The sequence below is a fragment of the Bacillus sp. TH17 genome, assembly GCF_016651125.1.
GTDB lineage: Bacteria > Bacillota > Bacilli > Bacillales > Bacillaceae_G > Bacillus_A > Bacillus_A mycoides.
The window spans coordinates 3,349,589-3,369,338 of sequence record NZ_JAEKEN010000001.1 but is presented as its reverse complement, the minus strand read 5'-3'; the positions used below and the strand labels follow the sequence as shown (position 1 = coordinate 3,369,338).

Annotated in this window: 20 protein-coding genes and 2 pseudogenes; 13 read left to right on the top strand and 9 right to left on the bottom strand. The window is 36.7% G+C overall.

What is annotated here, in order from left to right; translation table 11 throughout:
• Positions 1 to 100 precede the first annotated feature (100 nt).
• The 9 genes from uraA to pyrE all read left to right on the top strand — a co-directional run bounded on the left by uraA (position 101) and on the right by pyrE (position 11,054).
• Complete coding sequence (gene uraA / locus JFT95_RS17050) at positions 101 to 1,393, top strand: uracil permease (RefSeq protein ID WP_002014712.1); 1,293 nt, start codon at positions 101 to 103, stop codon at positions 1,391 to 1,393.
• A 147-nt stretch (positions 1,394 to 1,540) separates the two neighbouring features.
• Positions 1,541 to 2,455 (top strand): aspartate carbamoyltransferase, encoded by a 915-nt coding sequence (gene pyrB, locus JFT95_RS17045; protein WP_002128846.1) that lies wholly within the window; start codon positions 1,541 to 1,543, stop codon positions 2,453 to 2,455.
• Entirely contained in the window at positions 2,439 to 3,725 is a 1,287-nt protein-coding gene (gene pyrC, locus JFT95_RS17040) for a dihydroorotase (RefSeq protein WP_201052873.1), read from the top strand. The genes pyrB and pyrC overlap by 17 nt, the downstream gene beginning before the upstream one ends.
• Positions 3,722 to 4,819: a carbamoyl phosphate synthase small subunit gene (locus tag JFT95_RS17035; RefSeq protein WP_002121861.1), complete on the top strand. Its 1,098-nt coding sequence runs from the start codon at positions 3,722 to 3,724 to the stop codon at positions 4,817 to 4,819. Before pyrC ends, JFT95_RS17035 begins: the two co-directional genes overlap by 4 nt.
• Positions 4,804 to 8,022 carry a carbamoyl-phosphate synthase large subunit gene (gene carB / locus JFT95_RS17030; protein WP_002128845.1) on the top strand — a complete coding sequence of 1,073 codons (3,219 nt, stop codon included), beginning with the start codon at positions 4,804 to 4,806 and terminating at the stop codon, positions 8,020 to 8,022. Before JFT95_RS17035 ends, carB begins: the two co-directional genes overlap by 16 nt.
• Entirely contained in the window at positions 8,019 to 8,798 is a 780-nt protein-coding gene (gene pyrK, locus JFT95_RS17025) for a dihydroorotate oxidase B electron transfer subunit (RefSeq protein ID WP_002088239.1), read from the top strand. Before carB ends, pyrK begins: the two co-directional genes overlap by 4 nt.
• The gene (gene pyrD / locus JFT95_RS17020; protein ID WP_002088238.1) at positions 8,795 to 9,724 is read left to right on the top strand and encodes a dihydroorotate oxidase B catalytic subunit; all 930 of its coding nucleotides are present in this window, start codon (positions 8,795 to 8,797) and stop codon (positions 9,722 to 9,724) included. Before pyrK ends, pyrD begins: the two co-directional genes overlap by 4 nt.
• A complete protein-coding gene (gene pyrF / locus JFT95_RS17015) occupies positions 9,709 to 10,425 on the top strand; it encodes an orotidine-5'-phosphate decarboxylase (protein ID WP_000083510.1) in 717 nt (238 codons plus the stop codon). The genes pyrD and pyrF overlap by 16 nt, the downstream gene beginning before the upstream one ends.
• Positions 10,422 to 11,054 carry an orotate phosphoribosyltransferase gene (pyrE, locus tag JFT95_RS17010; protein WP_002137968.1) on the top strand — a complete coding sequence of 211 codons (633 nt, stop codon included), beginning with the start codon at positions 10,422 to 10,424 and terminating at the stop codon, positions 11,052 to 11,054. Before pyrF ends, pyrE begins: the two co-directional genes overlap by 4 nt.
• A 67-nt stretch (positions 11,055 to 11,121) precedes the next feature.
• Here pyrE and JFT95_RS17005 read toward each other — a convergent pair whose 3' ends face one another.
• The 4 genes and pseudogenes from JFT95_RS17005 to JFT95_RS29640 all read right to left on the bottom strand — a co-directional run.
• Positions 11,122 to 12,003 carry an IS3 family transposase gene (locus tag JFT95_RS17005; RefSeq protein WP_002140633.1) on the bottom strand — a complete coding sequence of 294 codons (882 nt, stop codon included), beginning with the start codon at positions 12,001 to 12,003 and terminating at the stop codon, positions 11,122 to 11,124.
• 8 nt (positions 12,004 to 12,011) lie between these two features.
• Positions 12,012 to 12,308 (bottom strand): transposase, encoded by a 297-nt coding sequence (locus tag JFT95_RS17000; RefSeq protein ID WP_002135468.1) that lies wholly within the window; start codon positions 12,306 to 12,308, stop codon positions 12,012 to 12,014.
• 166 nt (positions 12,309 to 12,474) lie between these two features.
• Positions 12,475 to 12,729 carry a YbeF family protein gene (locus JFT95_RS16995; protein ID WP_002033769.1) on the bottom strand — a complete coding sequence of 85 codons (255 nt, stop codon included), beginning with the start codon at positions 12,727 to 12,729 and terminating at the stop codon, positions 12,475 to 12,477.
• A 164-nt stretch (positions 12,730 to 12,893) separates the two neighbouring features.
• Positions 12,894 to 13,001: pseudogene (locus JFT95_RS29640) on the bottom strand (MFS transporter); the annotation flags it as partial.
• Between JFT95_RS29640 and JFT95_RS16990 the strand changes: the two are divergent.
• Positions 12,985 to 13,161: pseudogene (locus JFT95_RS16990) on the top strand (phage holin family protein); the annotation flags it as partial. The pseudogenes JFT95_RS29640 and JFT95_RS16990 sit on opposite strands and share 17 nt — an antisense overlap.
• A gap of 121 nt (positions 13,162 to 13,282) precedes the next feature.
• Here JFT95_RS16990 and JFT95_RS16985 read toward each other — a convergent pair.
• The 3 genes from JFT95_RS16985 to JFT95_RS30020 all read right to left on the bottom strand — a co-directional run bounded on the left by JFT95_RS16985 (position 13,283) and on the right by JFT95_RS30020 (position 15,467).
• Positions 13,283 to 13,768: a DUF2247 family protein gene (locus tag JFT95_RS16985; protein ID WP_193651961.1), complete on the bottom strand. Its 486-nt coding sequence runs from the start codon at positions 13,766 to 13,768 to the stop codon at positions 13,283 to 13,285.
• Positions 13,769 to 13,780: 12 nt separating this feature from the next.
• Positions 13,781 to 14,746 carry a WXG100 family type VII secretion target gene (locus JFT95_RS16980; RefSeq protein ID WP_000249934.1) on the bottom strand — a complete coding sequence of 322 codons (966 nt, stop codon included), beginning with the start codon at positions 14,744 to 14,746 and terminating at the stop codon, positions 13,781 to 13,783.
• A 328-nt stretch (positions 14,747 to 15,074) separates the two neighbouring features.
• Complete coding sequence (locus tag JFT95_RS30020; RefSeq protein WP_012261596.1) at positions 15,075 to 15,467, bottom strand: hypothetical protein; 393 nt, start codon at positions 15,465 to 15,467, stop codon at positions 15,075 to 15,077.
• Between the two features lie 100 nt (positions 15,468 to 15,567).
• Between JFT95_RS30020 and JFT95_RS16970 the strand changes: the two genes are divergently transcribed.
• The gene (locus JFT95_RS16970) at positions 15,568 to 15,999 is read left to right on the top strand and encodes a YoqO family protein (protein ID WP_193651960.1); all 432 of its coding nucleotides are present in this window, start codon (positions 15,568 to 15,570) and stop codon (positions 15,997 to 15,999) included.
• Between the two features lie 15 nt (positions 16,000 to 16,014).
• Positions 16,015 to 16,383, top strand: a complete 369-nt coding sequence (locus tag JFT95_RS16965; RefSeq protein WP_159147025.1) for a YoqO family protein — start codon at positions 16,015 to 16,017, stop codon at positions 16,381 to 16,383.
• Positions 16,384 to 16,415: 32 nt separating this feature from the next.
• Here the strand turns inward: JFT95_RS16965 and JFT95_RS16960 are convergent, their stop codons facing one another.
• Both JFT95_RS16960 and JFT95_RS16955 read right to left on the bottom strand, forming a co-directional pair.
• Positions 16,416 to 16,940, bottom strand: a complete 525-nt coding sequence (locus JFT95_RS16960; RefSeq protein ID WP_088040051.1) for a DinB family protein — start codon at positions 16,938 to 16,940, stop codon at positions 16,416 to 16,418.
• Between the two features lie 85 nt (positions 16,941 to 17,025).
• Positions 17,026 to 18,096 carry a M24 family metallopeptidase gene (locus JFT95_RS16955; RefSeq protein WP_201052864.1) on the bottom strand — a complete coding sequence of 357 codons (1,071 nt, stop codon included), beginning with the start codon at positions 18,094 to 18,096 and terminating at the stop codon, positions 17,026 to 17,028.
• A 445-nt stretch (positions 18,097 to 18,541) separates the two neighbouring features.
• On the opposite strand from JFT95_RS16955, the gene JFT95_RS16950 reads away from it, so the two are divergent.
• Positions 18,542 to 19,723, top strand: a complete 1,182-nt coding sequence (locus tag JFT95_RS16950) for a lysozyme inhibitor LprI family protein (RefSeq protein WP_088040050.1) — start codon at positions 18,542 to 18,544, stop codon at positions 19,721 to 19,723.
• Positions 19,724 to 19,750: the final 27 nt, after the last annotated feature.

Here is a 19,750-nt window from a genome sequence, read left to right as displayed (position 1 = left end):
TTCATATGTCAAATTTGGCATACGAAAGTGTAGGACTCTTTGTGCACAGGCACAAAGAGTTTTTTTATTGCAAAAATTAAAACTGAAGGAGGATGTAACAATGGAGCAAAAGCCAGTGTTAGACATTCATGAAGTACCGAAACCGGGAAAATGGTTATTATTAAGTATACAACATTTGTTCGCGATGTTTGGATCAACAGTGCTTGTTCCGTTTTTAACAGGACTGAATCCATCAGTAGCTTTAATATCAAGTGGATTAGGAACGCTAGCGTTTCTTCTAATAACGAAAGGTCAAGTACCAGCGTATTTAGGATCATCATTCGCCTTTATTGCACCAATTATTACAGCGAAAACAGCAGGTGGACCTGGAGCAGCGATGCTTGGAGGAATGCTTGCGGGACTTGTTTACATCTTAATCTCACTCGGAATTAAGAAATCTGGGTCAGAATGGATTATGAAATTACTTCCGCCAATCGTAGTTGGGCCAGTCGTAATGGTAATCGGTTTATCTTTAGCACATACAGCAGTGAACATGGCGATGAACGGTGCGGATGGTAAGTATAGCATTACACACTTTTCAGTAGCATTAGTAACATTAGCAATTACAATCATTTGCTCCATATTCGGGAGAGGATTTTTCAGTATCATACCAGTGCTACTTGGAATCATCGGCGGGTATATATTCGCTTACTTCCAAGGGCTAGTAGATTTAAAGCCAGTAGCTGAGGCAAAATGGTTTGTCATACCAGACTTCACAGTACCGTTTGTAACATATACTCCGGAGTTTTCATGGAAAATTGTACTCTTAATGGTGCCAGTTGCACTTGTAACAATTTCAGAACATATCGGACATCAAATTGTACTTGGAAATGTTATTAAAAGAGATTTAATTGAAAAACCAGGTTTACATCGTTCAATCTTCGGTGATGGGATAGCAACATTGATCGCATCACTAATAGGAGGACCACCGAATACAACGTACGGTGAAAACATCGGTGTGCTAGCAATTACGAGAGCATACAGTGTATACTTATTCATCGGTTCAGCAGTGTTCGCAATCATGTTTGGATTTATCGGGAAGATTTCAGCACTGATTCATTCGATTCCAACACCAGTTATGGGTGGTGTATCAATCTTACTCTTCGGTGTAATCGCATCAAGTGGTTTACGTATGATGGTAGACGATAAAACAGACTTAGGTGACAAACGAAACTTAATGATTGCATCAGTTATACTAGTAATTGGTATTGGCGGAGCGGTACTGCACGTAGGTGAATCGTTCCAAGTAGAAGGAATGGCGCTAGCAGCAATTGTAGGTGTACTATTAAATCTACTACTACCAGAGACAAAACAAACAAATAAAACAAAACAATCTAAGCAGATTGCTTCATAAAAATAACCTTTTAATTCAGTCCTGTGAGATAGAAAAGGGTGGCTACTTTAACGCACCCTAGTCTCAAAGAGTAGGGTATTTTTATACAGTTATTGTTATATAAATTCAATGGTGTTATCATAAAAAACAGAAAGATGAGGGATGACGATGAGCCATTTGTTAACGATGAGTGAATTATCGGAACAAGAAATTTCAGAAATCCTAAAAGACGCAGAAGATTTCGCGAATGGAAAAGAGAGAAAAACGACAGAGCAAACATTTGTTGCGAACTTGTTCTTTGAGAATAGTACGAGGACGAGATTTAGCTTTGAAGTTGCTGAGAAGAGATTAGGACTTGAAGTATTAGACTTTTCCGCAGATGCATCTAGCGTACAAAAAGGAGAAACTTTATACGATACGATAAGAACACTAGAATCAATCGGAACAAAAGCGGTAGTCATCCGCCATGAGCAAGATCGTTACTTCGATGAATTAAAAGATCAGGTGAATATCCCAATCTTGAACGCTGGAGATGGATGTGGAAATCATCCAACGCAATGTCTACTCGATCTTCTAACAATTAAACAAGAGTTTGGAAGATTTGAAGGTTTGAAGATTGCAATAGTTGGGGATGTTCGTCATAGCCGAGTAGCACGTTCTAATGCAGAAGCATTAACGAAACTGGGCGCGACAATTTACTTTGCAAGCCCAGAAGAGTGGAAAGATGAAGAGAACACATTTGGAACGTACAAGAGCTTAGATGAACTTGTTCCAGAAGTGGATGTGATGATGTTACTTCGTGTACAACATGAGCGTCATGACCATTATGAAACAGACATTATGAAAGAGTATCACGAGCAACATGGGTTAACAGTTGAAAGAGAAAAACGTATGAAAGAAGGAAGCATTATTATGCATCCAGCCCCTGTAAACCGTGATGTTGAAATTGCGAGTGAACTTGTCGAGTGTGAACGCTCACGCATATTCAAGCAAATGGAAAACGGGGTCTACGTAAGAATGGCTGTACTAAAACGCGCATTACCAAATGTATTAGGAGGAATGAAACATGAATTATTTGTTTAAAAATGGTCGTTATATGAATGCAGAAGGAACAATCGTAGCAACAGATCTTCTCGTACAAGACGGTAAAATTGCGAAGGTAGCAGAAAATATTACGGCAGATAATGCTGAAGTAATCGATGTAAATGGAAAGTTAATCGCACCTGGATTAGTAGATGTACACGTTCATCTTCGTGAACCAGGTGGTGAACATAAAGAAACAATTGAAACAGGAACACTTGCAGCAGCAAAAGGTGGATTTACTACAATTTGCGCAATGCCAAACACACGCCCAGTACCAGATTGTAAAGAACATATGGAAGACCTGCAAAAGCGTATTAAAGAAAAAGCACATGTAAATGTATTACCATATGGAGCAATTACAGTACGTCAAGCAGGTTCTGAAATGACCGATTTTGAAATGTTAAAAGAACTTGGAGCGTTTGCTTTCACTGATGATGGCGTAGGCGTGCAAGATGCAAGCATGATGTTAGCTGCAATGAAGCGTGCATCGAAATTAAATATGGCAGTTGTTGCACACTGTGAAGAGAACACACTTATTAATAAAGGATGTGTACATGAAGGGAAGTTTTCTGAGAAACACGGATTAAACGGTATCCCATCAGTATGTGAATCCGTACATATTGCCCGGGACATCTTACTTGCGGAAGCTGCAAATTGTCACTACCACGTATGTCATGTAAGTACAAAAGGATCTGTACGTGTAATCCGTGACGCGAAACGTGCTGGAATTAAGGTGACAGCAGAAGTAACACCGCATCACTTAGTATTATGTGAAGATGATATCCCATCGGCTGATCCTAACTTTAAAATGAATCCACCGCTTCGAGGAAAAGAAGATCATGCAGCGTTAATTGAAGGACTATTAGATGGAACAATTGATATGATCGCAACTGACCATGCACCGCATACTGCAGAAGAGAAAGCGCAAGGGATTGAAAGAGCACCGTTCGGAATTACTGGTTTTGAAACAGCATTCCCGCTTTTATATACGAACCTTGTGAAAAAAGGAATCATTACATTAGAGCAACTGATTCAATTCTTAACAGAAAAACCAGCTGACACATTCGGTTTAGAAGCAGGGCGCCTAACAGAAGGTAGAACAGCTGATATTACAATTATCGATTTAGAACAAGAAGAAGAAATTGATCCAACAACATTCTTATCAAAAGGAAAAAACACACCATTCGCAGGTTGGAAATGCCAAGGTTGGCCGGTTATGACAATCGTTGGTGGTAAGATCGCATGGCAAAAGGAGAGTGCATTAGTATGAAAAGACAACTTATCTTAGAAGATGGAACAGTATTAATTGGAAAAGGTTTCGGAGGAGAAATAGAAAAGTCAGGTGAGGTTGTATTTACAACTGGGATGACTGGATATCAAGAAACTTTATCTGATCCATCATACTGCGGTCAAATCGTAACATTTACGTATCCATTAATCGGAAACTACGGCATTAACCGTGATGATTTTGAATCAATTCACCCATCTGTAAATGGTTTAATCGTAAACGAAATTTGTGATCACCCATCAAACTTCCGTAATGAAATTTCGCTAAATGATTACTTGAAAGAAAGAAATATCCCAGGATTAGCAGGAATTGATACGAGAAAATTAACAAGAAAAATTCGTCAATATGGAACTTTACGCGGACGTCTTTGCAATATGGATGTGGATGTAGAGGACATCGTTAGCCAATTGAAAGCAACTGTCTTTACAGATCATGTGAAACGCGTATCAACAAAAGATCCATATCCAAGTCCAGGCCGTGGACACCGAGTTGTACTTGTAGACTTCGGAATGAAACATGGTATTTTACGAGAATTAAATAAGCGTGATTGCGATGTAATTGTTGTACCTTACAATACAACAGCAGAAGAAATTCTACGCCTTAGCCCAGATGGAATTATGTTAAGTAATGGACCTGGGGACCCAAAAGATGTACCAGAAGCAATTGAAATGTTAAAAGACATTATTGGTAAAGTTCCTTTATTTGGGATTTGCCTAGGACATCAATTGTTCGCCCTGGCATCTGGTGCGAATACAAGTAAGTTAAAATTCGGTCACCGTGGTTTAAATCATCCAGTAAAAAATCTTGCAACTGGAAAAGTAGCAATTACATCTCAAAACCATGGTTACGCAGTAGAAGAAGAATCAGTTGGAAATACAGAACTGGAAATTACACATGTTGCTTTAAATGATGGAACAGTAGAAGGTCTTCGTCATACGAAGTTCCCGGCATTTACAGTGCAATACCATCCAGAAGCTTCTGCAGGACCAGAAGATGCAAATGATTTATTCGAAGATTTCTTAGCAATGATTGAAAACTTCAAGAAAGAAGGGGAAGAGTTATGCCAAAACGCCTAGACATTAACACAATTTTAGTAATCGGATCAGGACCAATTGTAATTGGGCAAGCAGCAGAGTTTGATTACTCTGGTACACAAGCTTGTCAATCTCTTAGAGAAGAAGGTTACAAAGTAATCCTTGTTAACTCTAACCCAGCAACAATTATGACAGATACTGCAACAGCAGATAAAGTATATATAGAACCATTAACATTAGAATTCGTAAGCCGTATCATTCGTAAAGAACGTCCAGATGCACTCCTACCAACATTAGGTGGTCAAACAGGCCTAAACATGGCTGTTGAACTTGCGAAATCAGGCATACTTGAAGAGTGCGGAGTTGAAATTTTAGGAACAAAATTATCAGCAATCGAGCAAGCCGAGGATCGTGATTTATTCCGTACATTAATGCAGGAATTAAATGAACCAATTCCATCTAGCACGATTATTCATACGCTGGAAGAAGCACATGAATTTGTAAAAGAAATTGGTTATCCAGTTATTGTTCGCCCAGCATTTACAATGGGGGGAACAGGTGGCGGAATCTGTAATAATGAAGAAGAACTAATTGAAATCGTATCAGGTGGATTAAAACATAGTCCAGTAACACAATGTTTATTAGAAAAGAGTATTGCCGGTTGTAAGGAAATTGAATATGAAGTAATGCGTGATTCGAATGATAACGCGATTGTAGTATGTAACATGGAAAATATCGATCCGGTTGGGGTTCACACAGGTGATTCTATCGTTGTAGCACCGAGCCAAACATTAAGTGACCGTGAGTATCAAATGTTACGAAACACTTCATTAAGAATTATTCGTGCATTAGGAATTGAAGGTGGATGTAACGTTCAGCTTGCACTTGATCCACATAGCTTCCAATACTATGTAATCGAAGTAAACCCGCGTGTGAGTCGTTCGTCTGCACTAGCATCTAAAGCAACTGGATATCCAATTGCGAAGCTAGCGGCGAAAATTGCAGTCGGTTTAACATTAGATGAAATTATAAACCCAGTAACACAAAAAACATATGCTTGCTTCGAGCCAGCATTAGACTATGTTGTTTCAAAAATTCCACGTTGGCCATTTGATAAGTTTGAATCAGCAAACAGAACACTTGGTACACAAATGAAGGCAACTGGTGAAGTTATGTCAATCGGACGTAACTTAGAACAATCATTATTAAAAGCGATTCGTTCTTTAGAGCTTGGCGTTTATCACCTAGAGTTAGACCACTTAAAAGAGCTTGATAAAGAAACGATGAAAAAGCGTATTATAAAAGCTGATGACGAGCGTCTGTTCGTTGTAGCAGAAGCAATCCGTCAAGGTGTAACGAAAGAAGAAATCAACGAATGGTGTGAAATGGACTTCTTCTTCTTACAAAAAATTGAAAATATCGTAAACATGGAACGCGAAGTAAAAGCGAATGTAGGAAATATGGAAGTGTTACAATCTGCTAAAGAAATGGGCTTCAGTGACCATTACATCGCCAATGCTTGGAACAAAACAGAGCGTGAAATTTACGATATGCGTAAAGAAAGTAATATGACTCCTGTTTATAAGATGGTAGATACTTGTGCGGCAGAGTTTGAATCTGCAACACCATACTACTACAGCACATATGGTGACGAGAATGAATCGATTGTAACAGATCGTAAGAGTGTAGTTGTACTAGGATCTGGTCCAATCCGTATTGGTCAAGGTGTTGAGTTTGATTATGCAACAGTTCACTCTGTATGGGCAATAAAAGAAGCTGGATATGAGGCAATCATTGTTAATAACAACCCAGAAACAGTTTCAACAGACTTCAGTATTTCTGACAAATTATACTTTGAACCATTAACAATCGAAGATGTAATGCACATTATTGATTTAGAAAAGCCAGAAGGTGTTATCGTCCAATTCGGCGGACAAACGGCAATTAACTTAGCGGCTAAATTAGAAGCACATGGTGTGAAAATCTTAGGAACATCACTTGAAGATTTAGACCGTGCAGAAGATCGTGATAAGTTTGAAGCAGCTTTAACAAAGCTTGGTATCCCGCAACCAGTTGGTAAAACAGCAACGACTGTAGAGCAAGCAGTAGCGATCGCTGACAAAATTGGTTACCCAGTATTAGTAAGACCATCTTACGTACTAGGTGGACGTGCGATGGAAATCGTATATCGTCAAGAAGAATTACTGCACTACATGAAAAATGCGGTTAAAGTTCACGCAGATCACCCAGTATTAATCGACCGTTATATGGTTGGTAAAGAAATTGAAGTAGATGCAATTTCAGACGGTGAGAATGTATTCATTCCAGGTATTATGGAACATATCGAACGCGCTGGAGTTCACTCTGGGGATTCAATTGGAGTATATCCACCACAGAGCTTATCTGAAAAACTAAAAGAACAAATTATTGAACATACAATTGGGCTTGGAAAAGGTTTAAACATTGTTGGATTACTAAACATTCAGTTTGTAGTATTCAAAGATGAAGTGTATGTAATTGAAGTAAATCCACGTGCGAGCCGTACAGTACCATTCTTAAGTAAAATTACAGGCGTACCGATGGCAAATATCGCAACGAAAGTTATTTTAGGTCAAAACCTTGTAGAACAAGGATATGGAACTGGCTATCACCCAGAAGAGAAGGAAGTGTATGTAAAAGCACCGGTATTCTCATTTGCGAAACTACGCTCAGTTGATACAACATTAGGGCCTGAAATGAAATCAACAGGGGAAGTAATGGGTAAAGATTTAACGCTTGAAAAAGCATTATATAAAGGACTTGTTGCTTCAGGAATTAACATTCCAACGCACGGATCAGTAATCATCACTGTAGCGGATAAAGATAAAGAAGAAGCGCTGGAAATTGCAAAACGCTTCCATGAAATCGGCTATAACTTATTAGCAACAGCAGGAACAGCACAATCGCTAACAGAACAAAACATTCCGGTGCAAGTTGTAAACAAAATTGATTCTGAAGACTACAACTTACTTGATATTATCCGTCAAGGGAAAGCGCAGTTTGTAATCAATACATTAACAAAAGGAAAACAACCAGCGCGTGATGGTTTCCGCATTCGCCGTGAATCAGTAGAAAATGGTGTGGCTTGCTTAACATCACTTGATACAACGAGAGCAATCTTGAGAGTATTAGAATCTATGACATTCTCAGCTCATTCAATGAAAGAAATTACGCAAACGAAGCGTCACGAGGTGGTACATGCATGATGCAAAAGCAAAATATGATCGTCGTTAACCAAAAAGAAATCGCAAAAAACATTTACGAATTAGTGCTTCAAGGGGATTTAGTGCAGCAAATGAACGATCCAGGACAGTTTGTACACATTAAGGTAGCAGAGGGCATTACGCCCCTTCTGCGCCGCCCAATTAGTATTTGTAATGTCGATCAAGACAAGAACGAATTTACAATGCTATATCGTGCGGAAGGACAAGGGACAAAAACATTAGCGAAAAGAAAACAAGGTGAACTTGTAGATGTGTTAGGACCACTTGGTCATGGATTTCCTGTAGAAGAAGCGGAATCTGGACAAACGGCTCTATTAGTTGGTGGGGGAATTGGTGTACCACCACTATATGAATTGTCACAGCGTCTTGTAGCAAAAGGAGTACGCGTTATTCACATCTTAGGTTTCCAAACGAAAGATGTTGTCTTCTATGAAGAGAAATTCGCAGAACTTGGTGATACGTATGTTGCAACAGTTGATGGTACACATGGTACAAAAGGGTTTGTAACAGATGTAATCGATAGCTATGGAATTGACTTTGACATTCTCTACTCATGTGGACCTTTAGCGATGCTTCGTGCATTAGAAGGACGCTATAAGGAGAGAAAAGCCTACATTTCATTAGAAGAACGTATGGGCTGTGGTATCGGAGCATGTTTCGCATGTGTATGCCATTTGCAAGCAGATCCGAGTGGACATTCTTACAAGAAGGTGTGTAGCGACGGACCAGTATTTCCAATCGGGGAGGTTGTACTATGAACAGATTGCAAGTTGAATTACCAGGGTTATCATTAAAAAATCCAATCATCCCAGCATCTGGTTGCTTCGGATTTGGTCGTGAGTATGCACAGTTCTATGATTTAAGTGTACTTGGATCAATTATGATTAAAGCGACAACAGAACAACCTCGTTATGGAAACCCAACGCCTCGTGTTGCTGAAACACCAGGCGGAATGCTAAATGCAATCGGGCTTCAAAATCCTGGATTAGAAAAGGTAATGAATTCTGAATTACCTTTTCTCGAGCAATTTGATCTTCCGATTATTGCAAACGTTGCGGGTTCACAAGCTGAGGATTACGTAGCGGTTGCGAAGGCGATTTCAAAGGCACCTAATGTTCATGCGCTAGAATTAAATATTTCTTGTCCAAACGTAAAAACGGGTGGTATCGCTTTTGGTACAAATCCTGAAATTGCTGCTGATTTAACGAAGCGAGTAAAAGAGGTTTCTGAAGTACCGGTATATGTGAAATTGTCACCGAACGTGGCAAACATTGTGGAAATTGCAAAAGCAATTGAAAATGCGGGTGCGGACGGTTTAACGATGATTAATACATTGCTTGGTATGCGTCTAGATTTAAAAACTGCAAAACCAATTTTAGCAAACCGTACGGGCGGACTATCAGGGCCTGCGATTAAGCCAGTAGCAATTCGTATGGTACATGAAGTAAGTCAAGCTGTTAACATTCCGATCATCGGAATGGGTGGTATTGAAACAGCGGAAGATGTAATTGAATTCTTCTATGCTGGCGCAAGCGCGGTTGCAGTTGGAACGGCGAACTTTATCGATCCGTTCGTATGTCCGACAATTATTGAAGAATTACCAGCATTACTAGATGAATTAGGATTTGATCATATTTCGGAATGTCAAGGAAGGAGCTGGAAGCAAACATGTCACAGTCGTTAATCGTTGCACTAGATTTTCCAGGGAAACAAGAGGTAGAACAATTCTTACACCACTTTGAAGGGGAAGAGTTATTTGTCAAAGTTGGTATGGAGTTGTTTTACAAAGAAGGTCCTGCAATTATTACGTACTTAAAAGAAAAAGGACATAAAATCTTCCTAGATTTAAAACTTCATGATATTCCGAATACGGTAAAAAGCGCTATGCGTAGCCTAGCTAGTCTAGATGTAGATATGGTAAATGTTCATGCTGCTGGGGGAAGCAGTATGATGAAAGCTGCGATTGAGGGATTAGAGGAAGGTAAGCAAGAAGGAAAAGAGAGACCGATTTGTATTGCCGTTACACAATTAACAAGCACTTCGGAAGCTATGATGAAAAAAGAGATTGGCATTGAGAAAACGTTAGAAGAAGCGGTTGCTCATTATGCAAAATTAACGAAAGAAAGTGGACTTGATGGAGTTGTTTGTTCAACACTTGAAGTACCAAAATTACGTGAAGTATGCGGAAATGAATTTGTAACAGTAACACCGGGGATTCGTCTTGCAAGCGATGATGTAAATGACCAAGTGCGCGTAGCAACACCGAAACGTGCGAGGGAACTTGGTTCAAGCTACATCGTAGTTGGACGTAGTATTACAAAAGCAGAAAATCCGCTTGAAGCGTATAAAACAGTAAAACAACAGTGGGAAGGTGTAACAGTATGAAAAAAGAAATCGCATCGCATTTATTAGAAATTGGAGCAGTATTTTTACAACCGAATGACCCATTTACTTGGTCTTCTGGTATAAAATCACCAATTTATTGTGATAATCGTTTAACTTTATCTTATCCAAAAGTACGCCAAGCGATTGCAGCTGGATTAGAAGAGTTAATTAAAGAGCACTTCCCAACTGTAGAAGTTATTGCAGGAACAGCAACTGCTGGTATTGCGCACGCTGCATGGGTAAGCGATCGTATGGATTTACCAATGTGCTACGTGCGTAGTAAAGCAAAAGGTCACGGTAAAGGGAACCAAATCGAAGGAAAAGCTGAAAAAGGTCAAAAAGTAGTAGTAGTAGAAGACTTAATTTCAACTGGCGGTAGTGCAATTACATGTGTAGAAGCACTTCGCGAAGCTGGCTGTGAAGTATTAGGAATCGTATCAATCTTCACATACGAGCTTGAGTCAGGAAAAGAGAAACTAGAAGCAGCAAACGTAGCATCATATTCTTTAAGTGATTACAGTGCATTAACTGAAGTTGCAGCAGAAAAAGGTATGATCGGACAAGCTGAAACGAAAAAGTTACAAGAGTGGCGTAAAAATCCAGCAAACGAAGCTTGGATTACAGCGTAACACGAAAAAAGACGACCGCGGGGGATGCAGTGACCCCTGTCAAGTAGACAGTATTTAAAAAGCGCAACTAAGCAACCTGAGTTCTATATTTATATGGACTCAGGTTATTTAATTTCTTTTGAAATCTTTGATGATTATAAAAGTGCATATATTTACGCACGGCAAGTTTGACCTCATTCGCTTTACGGAAGGAGTATAAATGAAAACACTCTGCCTTAAAGTGACTGAAGAAGTTTTCCATACAAGCATTATCCCAACAGTTGCCTCTTCGAGACATACTTGCCTTCATCTGATATTTTTTAAGTAATTGATTATATTGACGAGATGTATACTGGGATCCTTGATCACTATGTAAGAGGATTCCCTTCACATTTCGTTTTTTCTTTGCCTTTTTAAGCGTATCTAACACAAGCTTTAAGTCGTTTCTACGACTGGTTTCATAGGCAACAATTTCATTATTGTATAAATCCTTAATAGCGGATAAGTACAAGCGCTGTCCATTGAAAATCAAATAGGTAATATCGGTTACCCATTTCTCATTCGGTTTTGAAGCCTGAAACTCCCTATTTAGATGGTTCTCTGAAATCACATAAGCTTCTTTTTTTCCGTAATAAGGTCGTTTTTTCCTAATTACGGCTTTGATACCTAGTTCACTCATCAATCTTTGGATGTGCTTATGGTTCAAATGAAGGTTATATGTGGCTTTCAGCCACACTTGTATTCTTCTATATCCATAAATTCCTCTTAATTTTTTATGACACTCCAATATCTTTTTCTTAATTTCGATATCCTCTGATTGTTTTTTAGAAGGCGTCGTATGCCGTTTTAGCCATTTGTAGTATCCACTTCTGGTTACACCAGCAATATCGCATAGAATGGTCACTGTATAACCTGTTTTTGTCATTTCATGGATGACTTCGAATTTTTTTATTTTGGATACGACTTTCATTCCTCCTTTTACATCCCTAAGAGCTTTTTTAACATTTCATTTTCCGCTTCTAATCGTCTGATCTTAGCTTCAGGATCTTCGGGTCTAACCCTTGGTCTACCTAAACCTGGTCCTTTCGCTTTACCGCGTTTTTCTTCTAGTCCTTTGATTCCTTCAGCTTCAAAGTGTTTCACCCAACGACTTACAACCGAGTGATGAATACCTAATTCTTTCGCAATGGTTTTATAGCTCATGCCTTCTTTTAAGTATAAATCTATAGCTTGTTTCTTAAATTCTACATCGTAAGTGACTCTAATTTTTCCCATGAAAAAATCCCCTCCATAGTAAACAGGTTAATGTGCTTTCTTTTTCCTGTCTACTATAAGGGGATCATATCAGGAACGTGGTCGTCTTTTTTATATCATTGCTAAAATTTTATGTAAAGTTCCATCGATATCAAAGAAAATCATATTACAATCTCCTCACTAATAACTACTTATTGTTTTCTGCAACTTCATATCCTCTCACAAACAATAGAGTCATATAAGAAATAATAAATGAGAAGATACTATACATACCGACCCAAAAGAAAAACTTTGGAGGGAAGGCGATAGCACCTACTATTAAAAAACTAGCAAACGTTACAATTGGCATTACATAGTACGTTCTCGTTCTACGTGTTCCAATAACAGAAACGATAAAGATAAGTAATGGACAAATTAATAAGACAAAAATCAATTCATTCATAGTTATGTCCCCTTTTCTAATTGAAGTAATCTGTTTCTCGTAAACGTTTTGAAATAATTACTCTCATAATATAATTTCGCTATGTAATAAATAAACCCTTTTGAAGGTTAGTATATTTCAATATTTAACCTAAAAAGGCGTAAGCAAGTATTATCTTGCTTACGTTACAGGATAAACATCACAACGATAGTGGTGACGATTAAGCCGATAATAACTGGCAAAAAATTTCGGCGTGCGAGTTCAAATGGATCTACTTTACAAATAGCAGCGGCTTCACAAGCTGATGTGGTTATGGGAACAAATAGCGCTATTCGTGAGGCAACAATCTTTTTATTTATTGGAAATGAGTTGCTATCACTGTTAGAAAATGCTGGTCGTATGGGAATCCCTTTACCTTCAGCATTAACGAATGCATTTGAAATTTTAGATTAGTATAATGATATTTGTGTAAAATAAAATCTACTTAATTGTAAATAAAGCCTATGTATATGTGAAATAAAGAAGAGCCGTCCTGTTGGGCGGCTTTTTTCTTATTGATTCTCCTAATGTTTCCTTATTCATATTTAAATCTCGATCTCTCTAAGTTTAAAAATTTTTCAAACCTATTTATCAGATCTTCTTTCGTAGTTGGGACTTCTTGAGGCATATAATTAACAAAACTCACCATATCTTCTGGGTAGTGATGATTTCCATAAAACTCTGCAATTTCATTTAATAATTCATTATCTTCTTTACATCTTTCTTTTATTTCAGATAAACAAACAAATCTTAGTTTTCTATTCTCCTCTACTAACATTGTGCTTTCTTCATCTAATTGAGGAAAATAATTAGTTTTTATTTCTAACATCACCTTATCTAAATCTTCACTAGATACTCCCCATGCAAGTTCACTAACAAACTCACTTTCATCACCAATATCCATCAATTCTACCGCATAATCGGAAATGACGTCTTTATTAAAATAATTTTCTTGGATGCCTATAAAAATAGTTTTCCAGTCATACTTAATATGTTTATTTTTTAAATCTTTTAAGTTCATATTATTTACCTCTTACTTTTTTGGAATTTGATTTGGCTTACCCGTCATAACACCATTTTCAATGAATCTCCTGTGGCTCACATCACCATTGGGCTCAACAATCCATTCAAAAACACCTTTATTACCATTGTTACTTCCTGTTATTTGATATAATTCCCTTTTAATACGGTCCCCTCCTACTAGTGGAAACTCCTCCGCAAATCTTGAATAATTATCAATAACATCAGAAAAACCATGTTCCTTTGATACATGAGGGAACTCTTTTTCTATAAAAGGTTTCCCTTTTTCATCTCTTCCCCAAACTGGTTTTACATTATCAACCTTTTTTCCACTTCCAACTCGTTTTCCATCTATAACAGGTCCTTTAAGTTCTTCAATTACTCTAAGATTAGCTCCGCTGTTTGTCCCAGCAGTGACTTTTTTAGCTGTATTTGCAGCCTCAGTAGCCTTAGCAGTCATTTTAACTCCTTTTCCTACTTTAGCTATCTTTCCAAAGGGTGTAAGGCCGGCTACAGCCATGACACCTGCCCCAGCACGCTCCCACCCCGAAAGTTTTTCGCCAGTAGATGGATCAATACCATCCCAAACACGACGAACATCATATTCACCACTTATTTCACCAGCAATATCTCTAGCTAATTTTTTACCATCAAAGCCATTCTCTTCAGAAGAAGGTTTACCACACATTGCACCTTCTTCCATTGTAACATCTTGATTATCTGTATTGCGGAATTTTTCGGCAATTCGTTTCAGATCTTCTTCCACTTGTATAATTGAATTGATAGATGTAAAAGCTTTTGGTCTCGCTTCATTGAACATTTGAATGAACTGTTGATTAGAGGCACCGATCCATTGAAAACACAAATGATCAATTTCATTACATAAATTATTATGTATAGATTCTAATGCGATTCTGGTATTACTTGCACGATTAGCAACTTCTTCTAGCATTTCAGGTGTCACTTTGATTTGAACCATTTCTTTTCTCCCTTTTCCCAATTAAAATTATGAGATAAAAAGAAAAAAATGTAAACACAGAAATTTTAGACTAGTATAGTAATATTTATATAAAATAAAATTTGCTTAATTGTAAATAAAGCCTATGTATATGTGAAAGAAGAGCCGTCCTGTCGGGCGGCTTTTTTATTTATATGTAATTAAAATTTACTTTTAGATAATGCTTTTAATATAGGTTTAAAGATTTTACTCAATAAACGAAATGCGTGGAAGATTGAACGAATGACTTTCATAAAGGTAGAATCTCTCCTTATTTTAAACACCTACTTTTTGTGTACTAGTTACACTTTTACTGTAGATCAGATATCTTTCTAACTTCTTTTTCCTTCGCTTTAAATTCTCTTTTATATTGCTTGAAATCCTGTTTATCTACTCTGAACGTTTCCCCAGTGGCAACATTTTTTACTAAATATGTTTTAAATGCAAATTCCCTTAATAAAAAATACACCAAAAATAATAGCAAAGATATCCCAAGTGTTGGTAATAGCTCAGTAATGGCGTAAATGAAACTTTGAAAAATACCGCTAATAGCAAGAGGGAGAGAACTTGTAGCGGTTAATGCTAATAAAAAGATAAAAACAATACAAATAATTGTCGTATCTTTTCGAAGAATAAAAAAGGTAATAATAGTGAGTAAACAAAGAATATAGAGAGCATGTAAAAGCGTTAATTCAACTCCCATAACATTCACATCCTTTAGGCATTCGTGTAGTTCATTGTATGAAAGCGGTGAAGGTATGTGAGTATAGGAAAAAGAAAAAAGTGAAATTTCATGTACTGTAATGGTAAGAATAATAAATGGATGTTACAATACAATTAATCCTAAAAATGGAATTAAAGGAGGACTTATGCGCAAAAAAATTGGATTTTGGGGATTCATCATATCTTGTAGTCTATTAATCATTTTAAATCTGTTTACAAGCAATGAATGGATAAGTATCATACCTGTTTTCGGGTTTGTATTTATACTTTTATATAACTGGGATGATATGAAACAATATAGTAAGAAAAGTATCGGAATTATGATAGGTATCACTGTTGTTTGCTCATTTTTCGTAGGGTTTCTTTTAATAGAAGGGCAGAAACAAATGGAGAAAATGTCTATTTTTCAAGAATGGATGTCTTCTGCAAAAGGTCTTTATATTGTACTTGTAGTTGTTATTTTTCTAAGAATTGTTATAAGCATAGCAAGTTACATATTAAAGGAGAAGTAGAATGGGGGAGTACGAATGAGAGAGAAAATAGGGTATTTTGGTGTGCTCGTTTGTTTACTATTATCAGTTGTTTCAGGGCAATTTCTTAAAAGTGAATGGGTACCAGTAATATTATGTATAGGAGTATTGATTTTTGCTCCTATGTATCGCTGGGATGAATGGAAAGCATATAGTCGAAAAAAGAAAATTGTTTTCAGCATCGAGTTTGTCATTATAATTAGCACGATTCCGTTTTTGTTATTGAAAGGAAATGAGATAATAGATGGAATTGTAATGTTTCAAGGGTGGTTATTTATTGCGAAATTGCTATATTTAATATGTATTTTAATATCGGTAGCGGTAGTCGCTAAAAAAGTAAACGAAAAGTTATTCGTTAATGAATAAAAGAAAATGCCACCTTATTCGGTGGCATTTTCTTACTTTACTGAATGAGCTTTTTGCATCTTTTTAATTAAACGAATTTGTCCGCGATGGTTGATCTCATCTTCAAATACGTGAAACCATTTAAAGTAGTTATTTGCTGGTTTGTCATGCCAAAAGTCGGTCGTTTTAAATAGCCATTCGTCAGGTAAAGACTGAAATGTTTCGATCGTTTTAGAGCGCACTTCTTGTAACGTATTTATGTAAAATTCTATTGAGTTGCCTTTTATTTTCTCGCGTCCAAGATTTCCTAACTCAACAGCAGGTAACCAACGTTCTAATTCAGCATCTGTTGGTTCACGATCTTCAAAAGTATGAATTTGGTAGTAAAATTCAATAGCAGCCATATGGTACAAAAGCATACCAATTGAATTTGCTTCATCATCATATAAATAATCAAGTTCTTCAATTGTTAAGCCTTCGACAGCCTGCATTGTTGTATAGCGAGCGTAATTCATCATGGAAACAAGTTTTGAAAATTCAGGCTGTAAACCATCTACCTTATCGATTACAAAGTTCAATTAAAATTCCCCCTCTTTAAACAATTACTCCAGAGAAGGAATTCTATGTGTAAAGAAAAAACTCCTGTTAAAAAGTTCATGATTTTTAACAGGGAATGACAATTAGTTCCCGATTTGCCTTTGTAATAACCTCATAGCCCTCTTTTGTGATGACAATATCATCTTCAATTCTACACCCGCCCCAGTTTGGTATATAAATACCTGGTTCAACTGTAACAACCATACCTTCTTCTAAAGTAGCCTTACTTTCTTGGGATAGACGGAGAGGTTCATGAATTTCTAACCCAAGCCCATGACCAGTAGAGTGGCCGAAATATTGACCGTATCCATGTTCTGTAATGTAATCTCTCGTTATATCATCGATACTTTTCGCAGTTTCTCCAGGTTTAATGGCTGCAGTTCCACGCTTTAATGCTTCTAATACAACATTATATATTTTTTTGAATTCTTCCGATGGTTCGCCAATCGCTACAGTACGTGTTAAATCGGAACAATACCCGTTATAAAGTGCACCGAAATCTAAGGTAACGATATCGCCGTGCTCGATTATTTTATTCGATGCAACGCCATGAGGAAGTGAAGAGCGAACGCCAGAAGCTACAATAATTTGAAATGATGAGGATGTAGCCCCTTTCTTTCGCATGAAAAATTCTAATTCATCTCGGACATCAGTCTCACTTATTCCTGGCTTTAGAAACGTAAGGATGTGGTGAAATGATTCGTCAGCAATATTAGCCGCAATTTTCATTGTTTCTATTTCAGGTGTGTCTTTAATAATGCGAATATCTTCGATGATTTCGCACACTTGCACCATTTCCGCATGTATGTATTTTTGTAAGTTTTTATATTGTTGTAATGTCATGTTATTTTCTTCAATTCCAAGTTTTTGAATGTTTAATTTCGATACTTGATTTGCGATTTCTTTTTCTAAATTTCCTTTATGCATAATAATTTTAGCTTCTTTTATTTGTAATTTCGCTTGATCTACATAGCGGAAATCAGTTATAAAAACAGCTTTATCCGCAGAGATTAAGACGACGCCAGCGCTACCTGTAAAGCCTGTTGCATATTGGCGATTTTCTTTTTTGGTAATAAGTAATCCGTCAATTTCATATTTTTGTAGTTGATTTTGGATTTTATTAATTCTTAAAGTCATGTTAATTTCCCCCTTTTCACAGTATTGAATAAAGCAAATAGCGTGCCAAAATTTAACTTTAGAGAAAGGATAGTGGGGAATATATATAAGGGAAGGTAAAGTTCTGTCCGCCATTTGTGGGAAGGACTATTTGAAAACTACGGATTGCTTCAAAATATTAGTGAGCAAATGAAAAGAACATCGAATCGATTTTTTTACACACTGTAAAAAAATTTATACAAATACGAGAAAATAATGTCAAATTTTTTTGGAATATCGAAGTTAGGAAAGAAAAGGATAAGCGATGTTTAGAGTGTATATTTGAAAATAACATTACATTTATTATTTATTTTAATATAAAAATTAATATATAAATAAAAAAATTATTGATACAATAGGTAATTGTTGGGTTTCTCTCGAAGATAGGGATACGTAACGAATAAATAGGATTAAGGAATGTGAGTATATGAAAAAATTAAGTAAAGTAATGTCATTTTGCTTGGTAGTTAGTATGTTTGTTCTAGCAGGTTGTGAAAAAAGTGAAAACAAAGTTCAAGTAAATGAAAAGATTGAACAGCTTGATGAAGCACCAGAAGTGACAGGAAAAGAAGCGAAAAAGATTGTACGAAAGAGCGTAGATAGGATAGCAAACGCTTTTAGTGAGATGGAAAAAGAAAATGGATGGAGCCGAAATAATCCTGGAGATATGGAGACAGCGAAAAAAGGAGTTAAGGGATTAGTTACAGATAAGTTTGTAGAAAATCAGCTTCCTAAGTCGCTTGACACATTTAATAGGTCTAGAGAGACGGATATGTTGCCATTCCCAATTCATATTGAGCCAGACGTGAGAATAACTTGTTCACAGAAAAATGATGTTTTAAAGATTGAGACGCTTATCCTTGCAAATGATATGGGGAATGAAGCGGAGACGTGGGAATTTGTTTTAGTTTATACCGATGGAAAATGGTTAATGGATAAATGGTCATCAAATACGTCAGTAGATTTAAAGTTAACTAAAGAAGAAGCTAACGAAATTCTTAGAGTTCAAGGTTTCAAGAATGTTTCTTTCGTTAGAGAAGAGAATAGTGGAAATAAGAAATATATTTTTAAAGAAAGTAACGGAGTAGTTGCTGTGGATGCCCAAACATCTGTTATTACTCACAATGTAGATGATGAAGAGCAAGAGAAGGTAACGAAACAGGATTTTATTCAAGAGCAAGAAACAGCTAAGGGAAATGATTCCAGTACGTATACTAGTTCAAAAGAAGAGAAGCAGCCAAAAAAAGAATCTTCTTCAGTATTAGGTAAAACTAAGGCTCTAAATGAGTTAGTTGCTCTAGAAAACGAAGAAAAACATACAAATGTTATGTCAACAAATGACATAGTAAATGAAATAGAAGGAAATTATCAACTATGGGATAATAAACTAAATGAAATTTACAGTACATTAAAAAATACGATGTCAGCTGATGCATTTCAGTCATTAAAAACAAAACAGATTGCATGGGTTAAAGAAAAAGAAAGTAAAGTTACAGCGATTGGTATAGATCCAAATAATGGAACGATGAGACGTATAGAGGCTTCGGAAGAGAAATATAAGATGACAAAAGAAAGATGTTACGAATTAGTTAATGGATATATGAACTAAATTAAAGAATGCGTTGCTAGCAAGCAA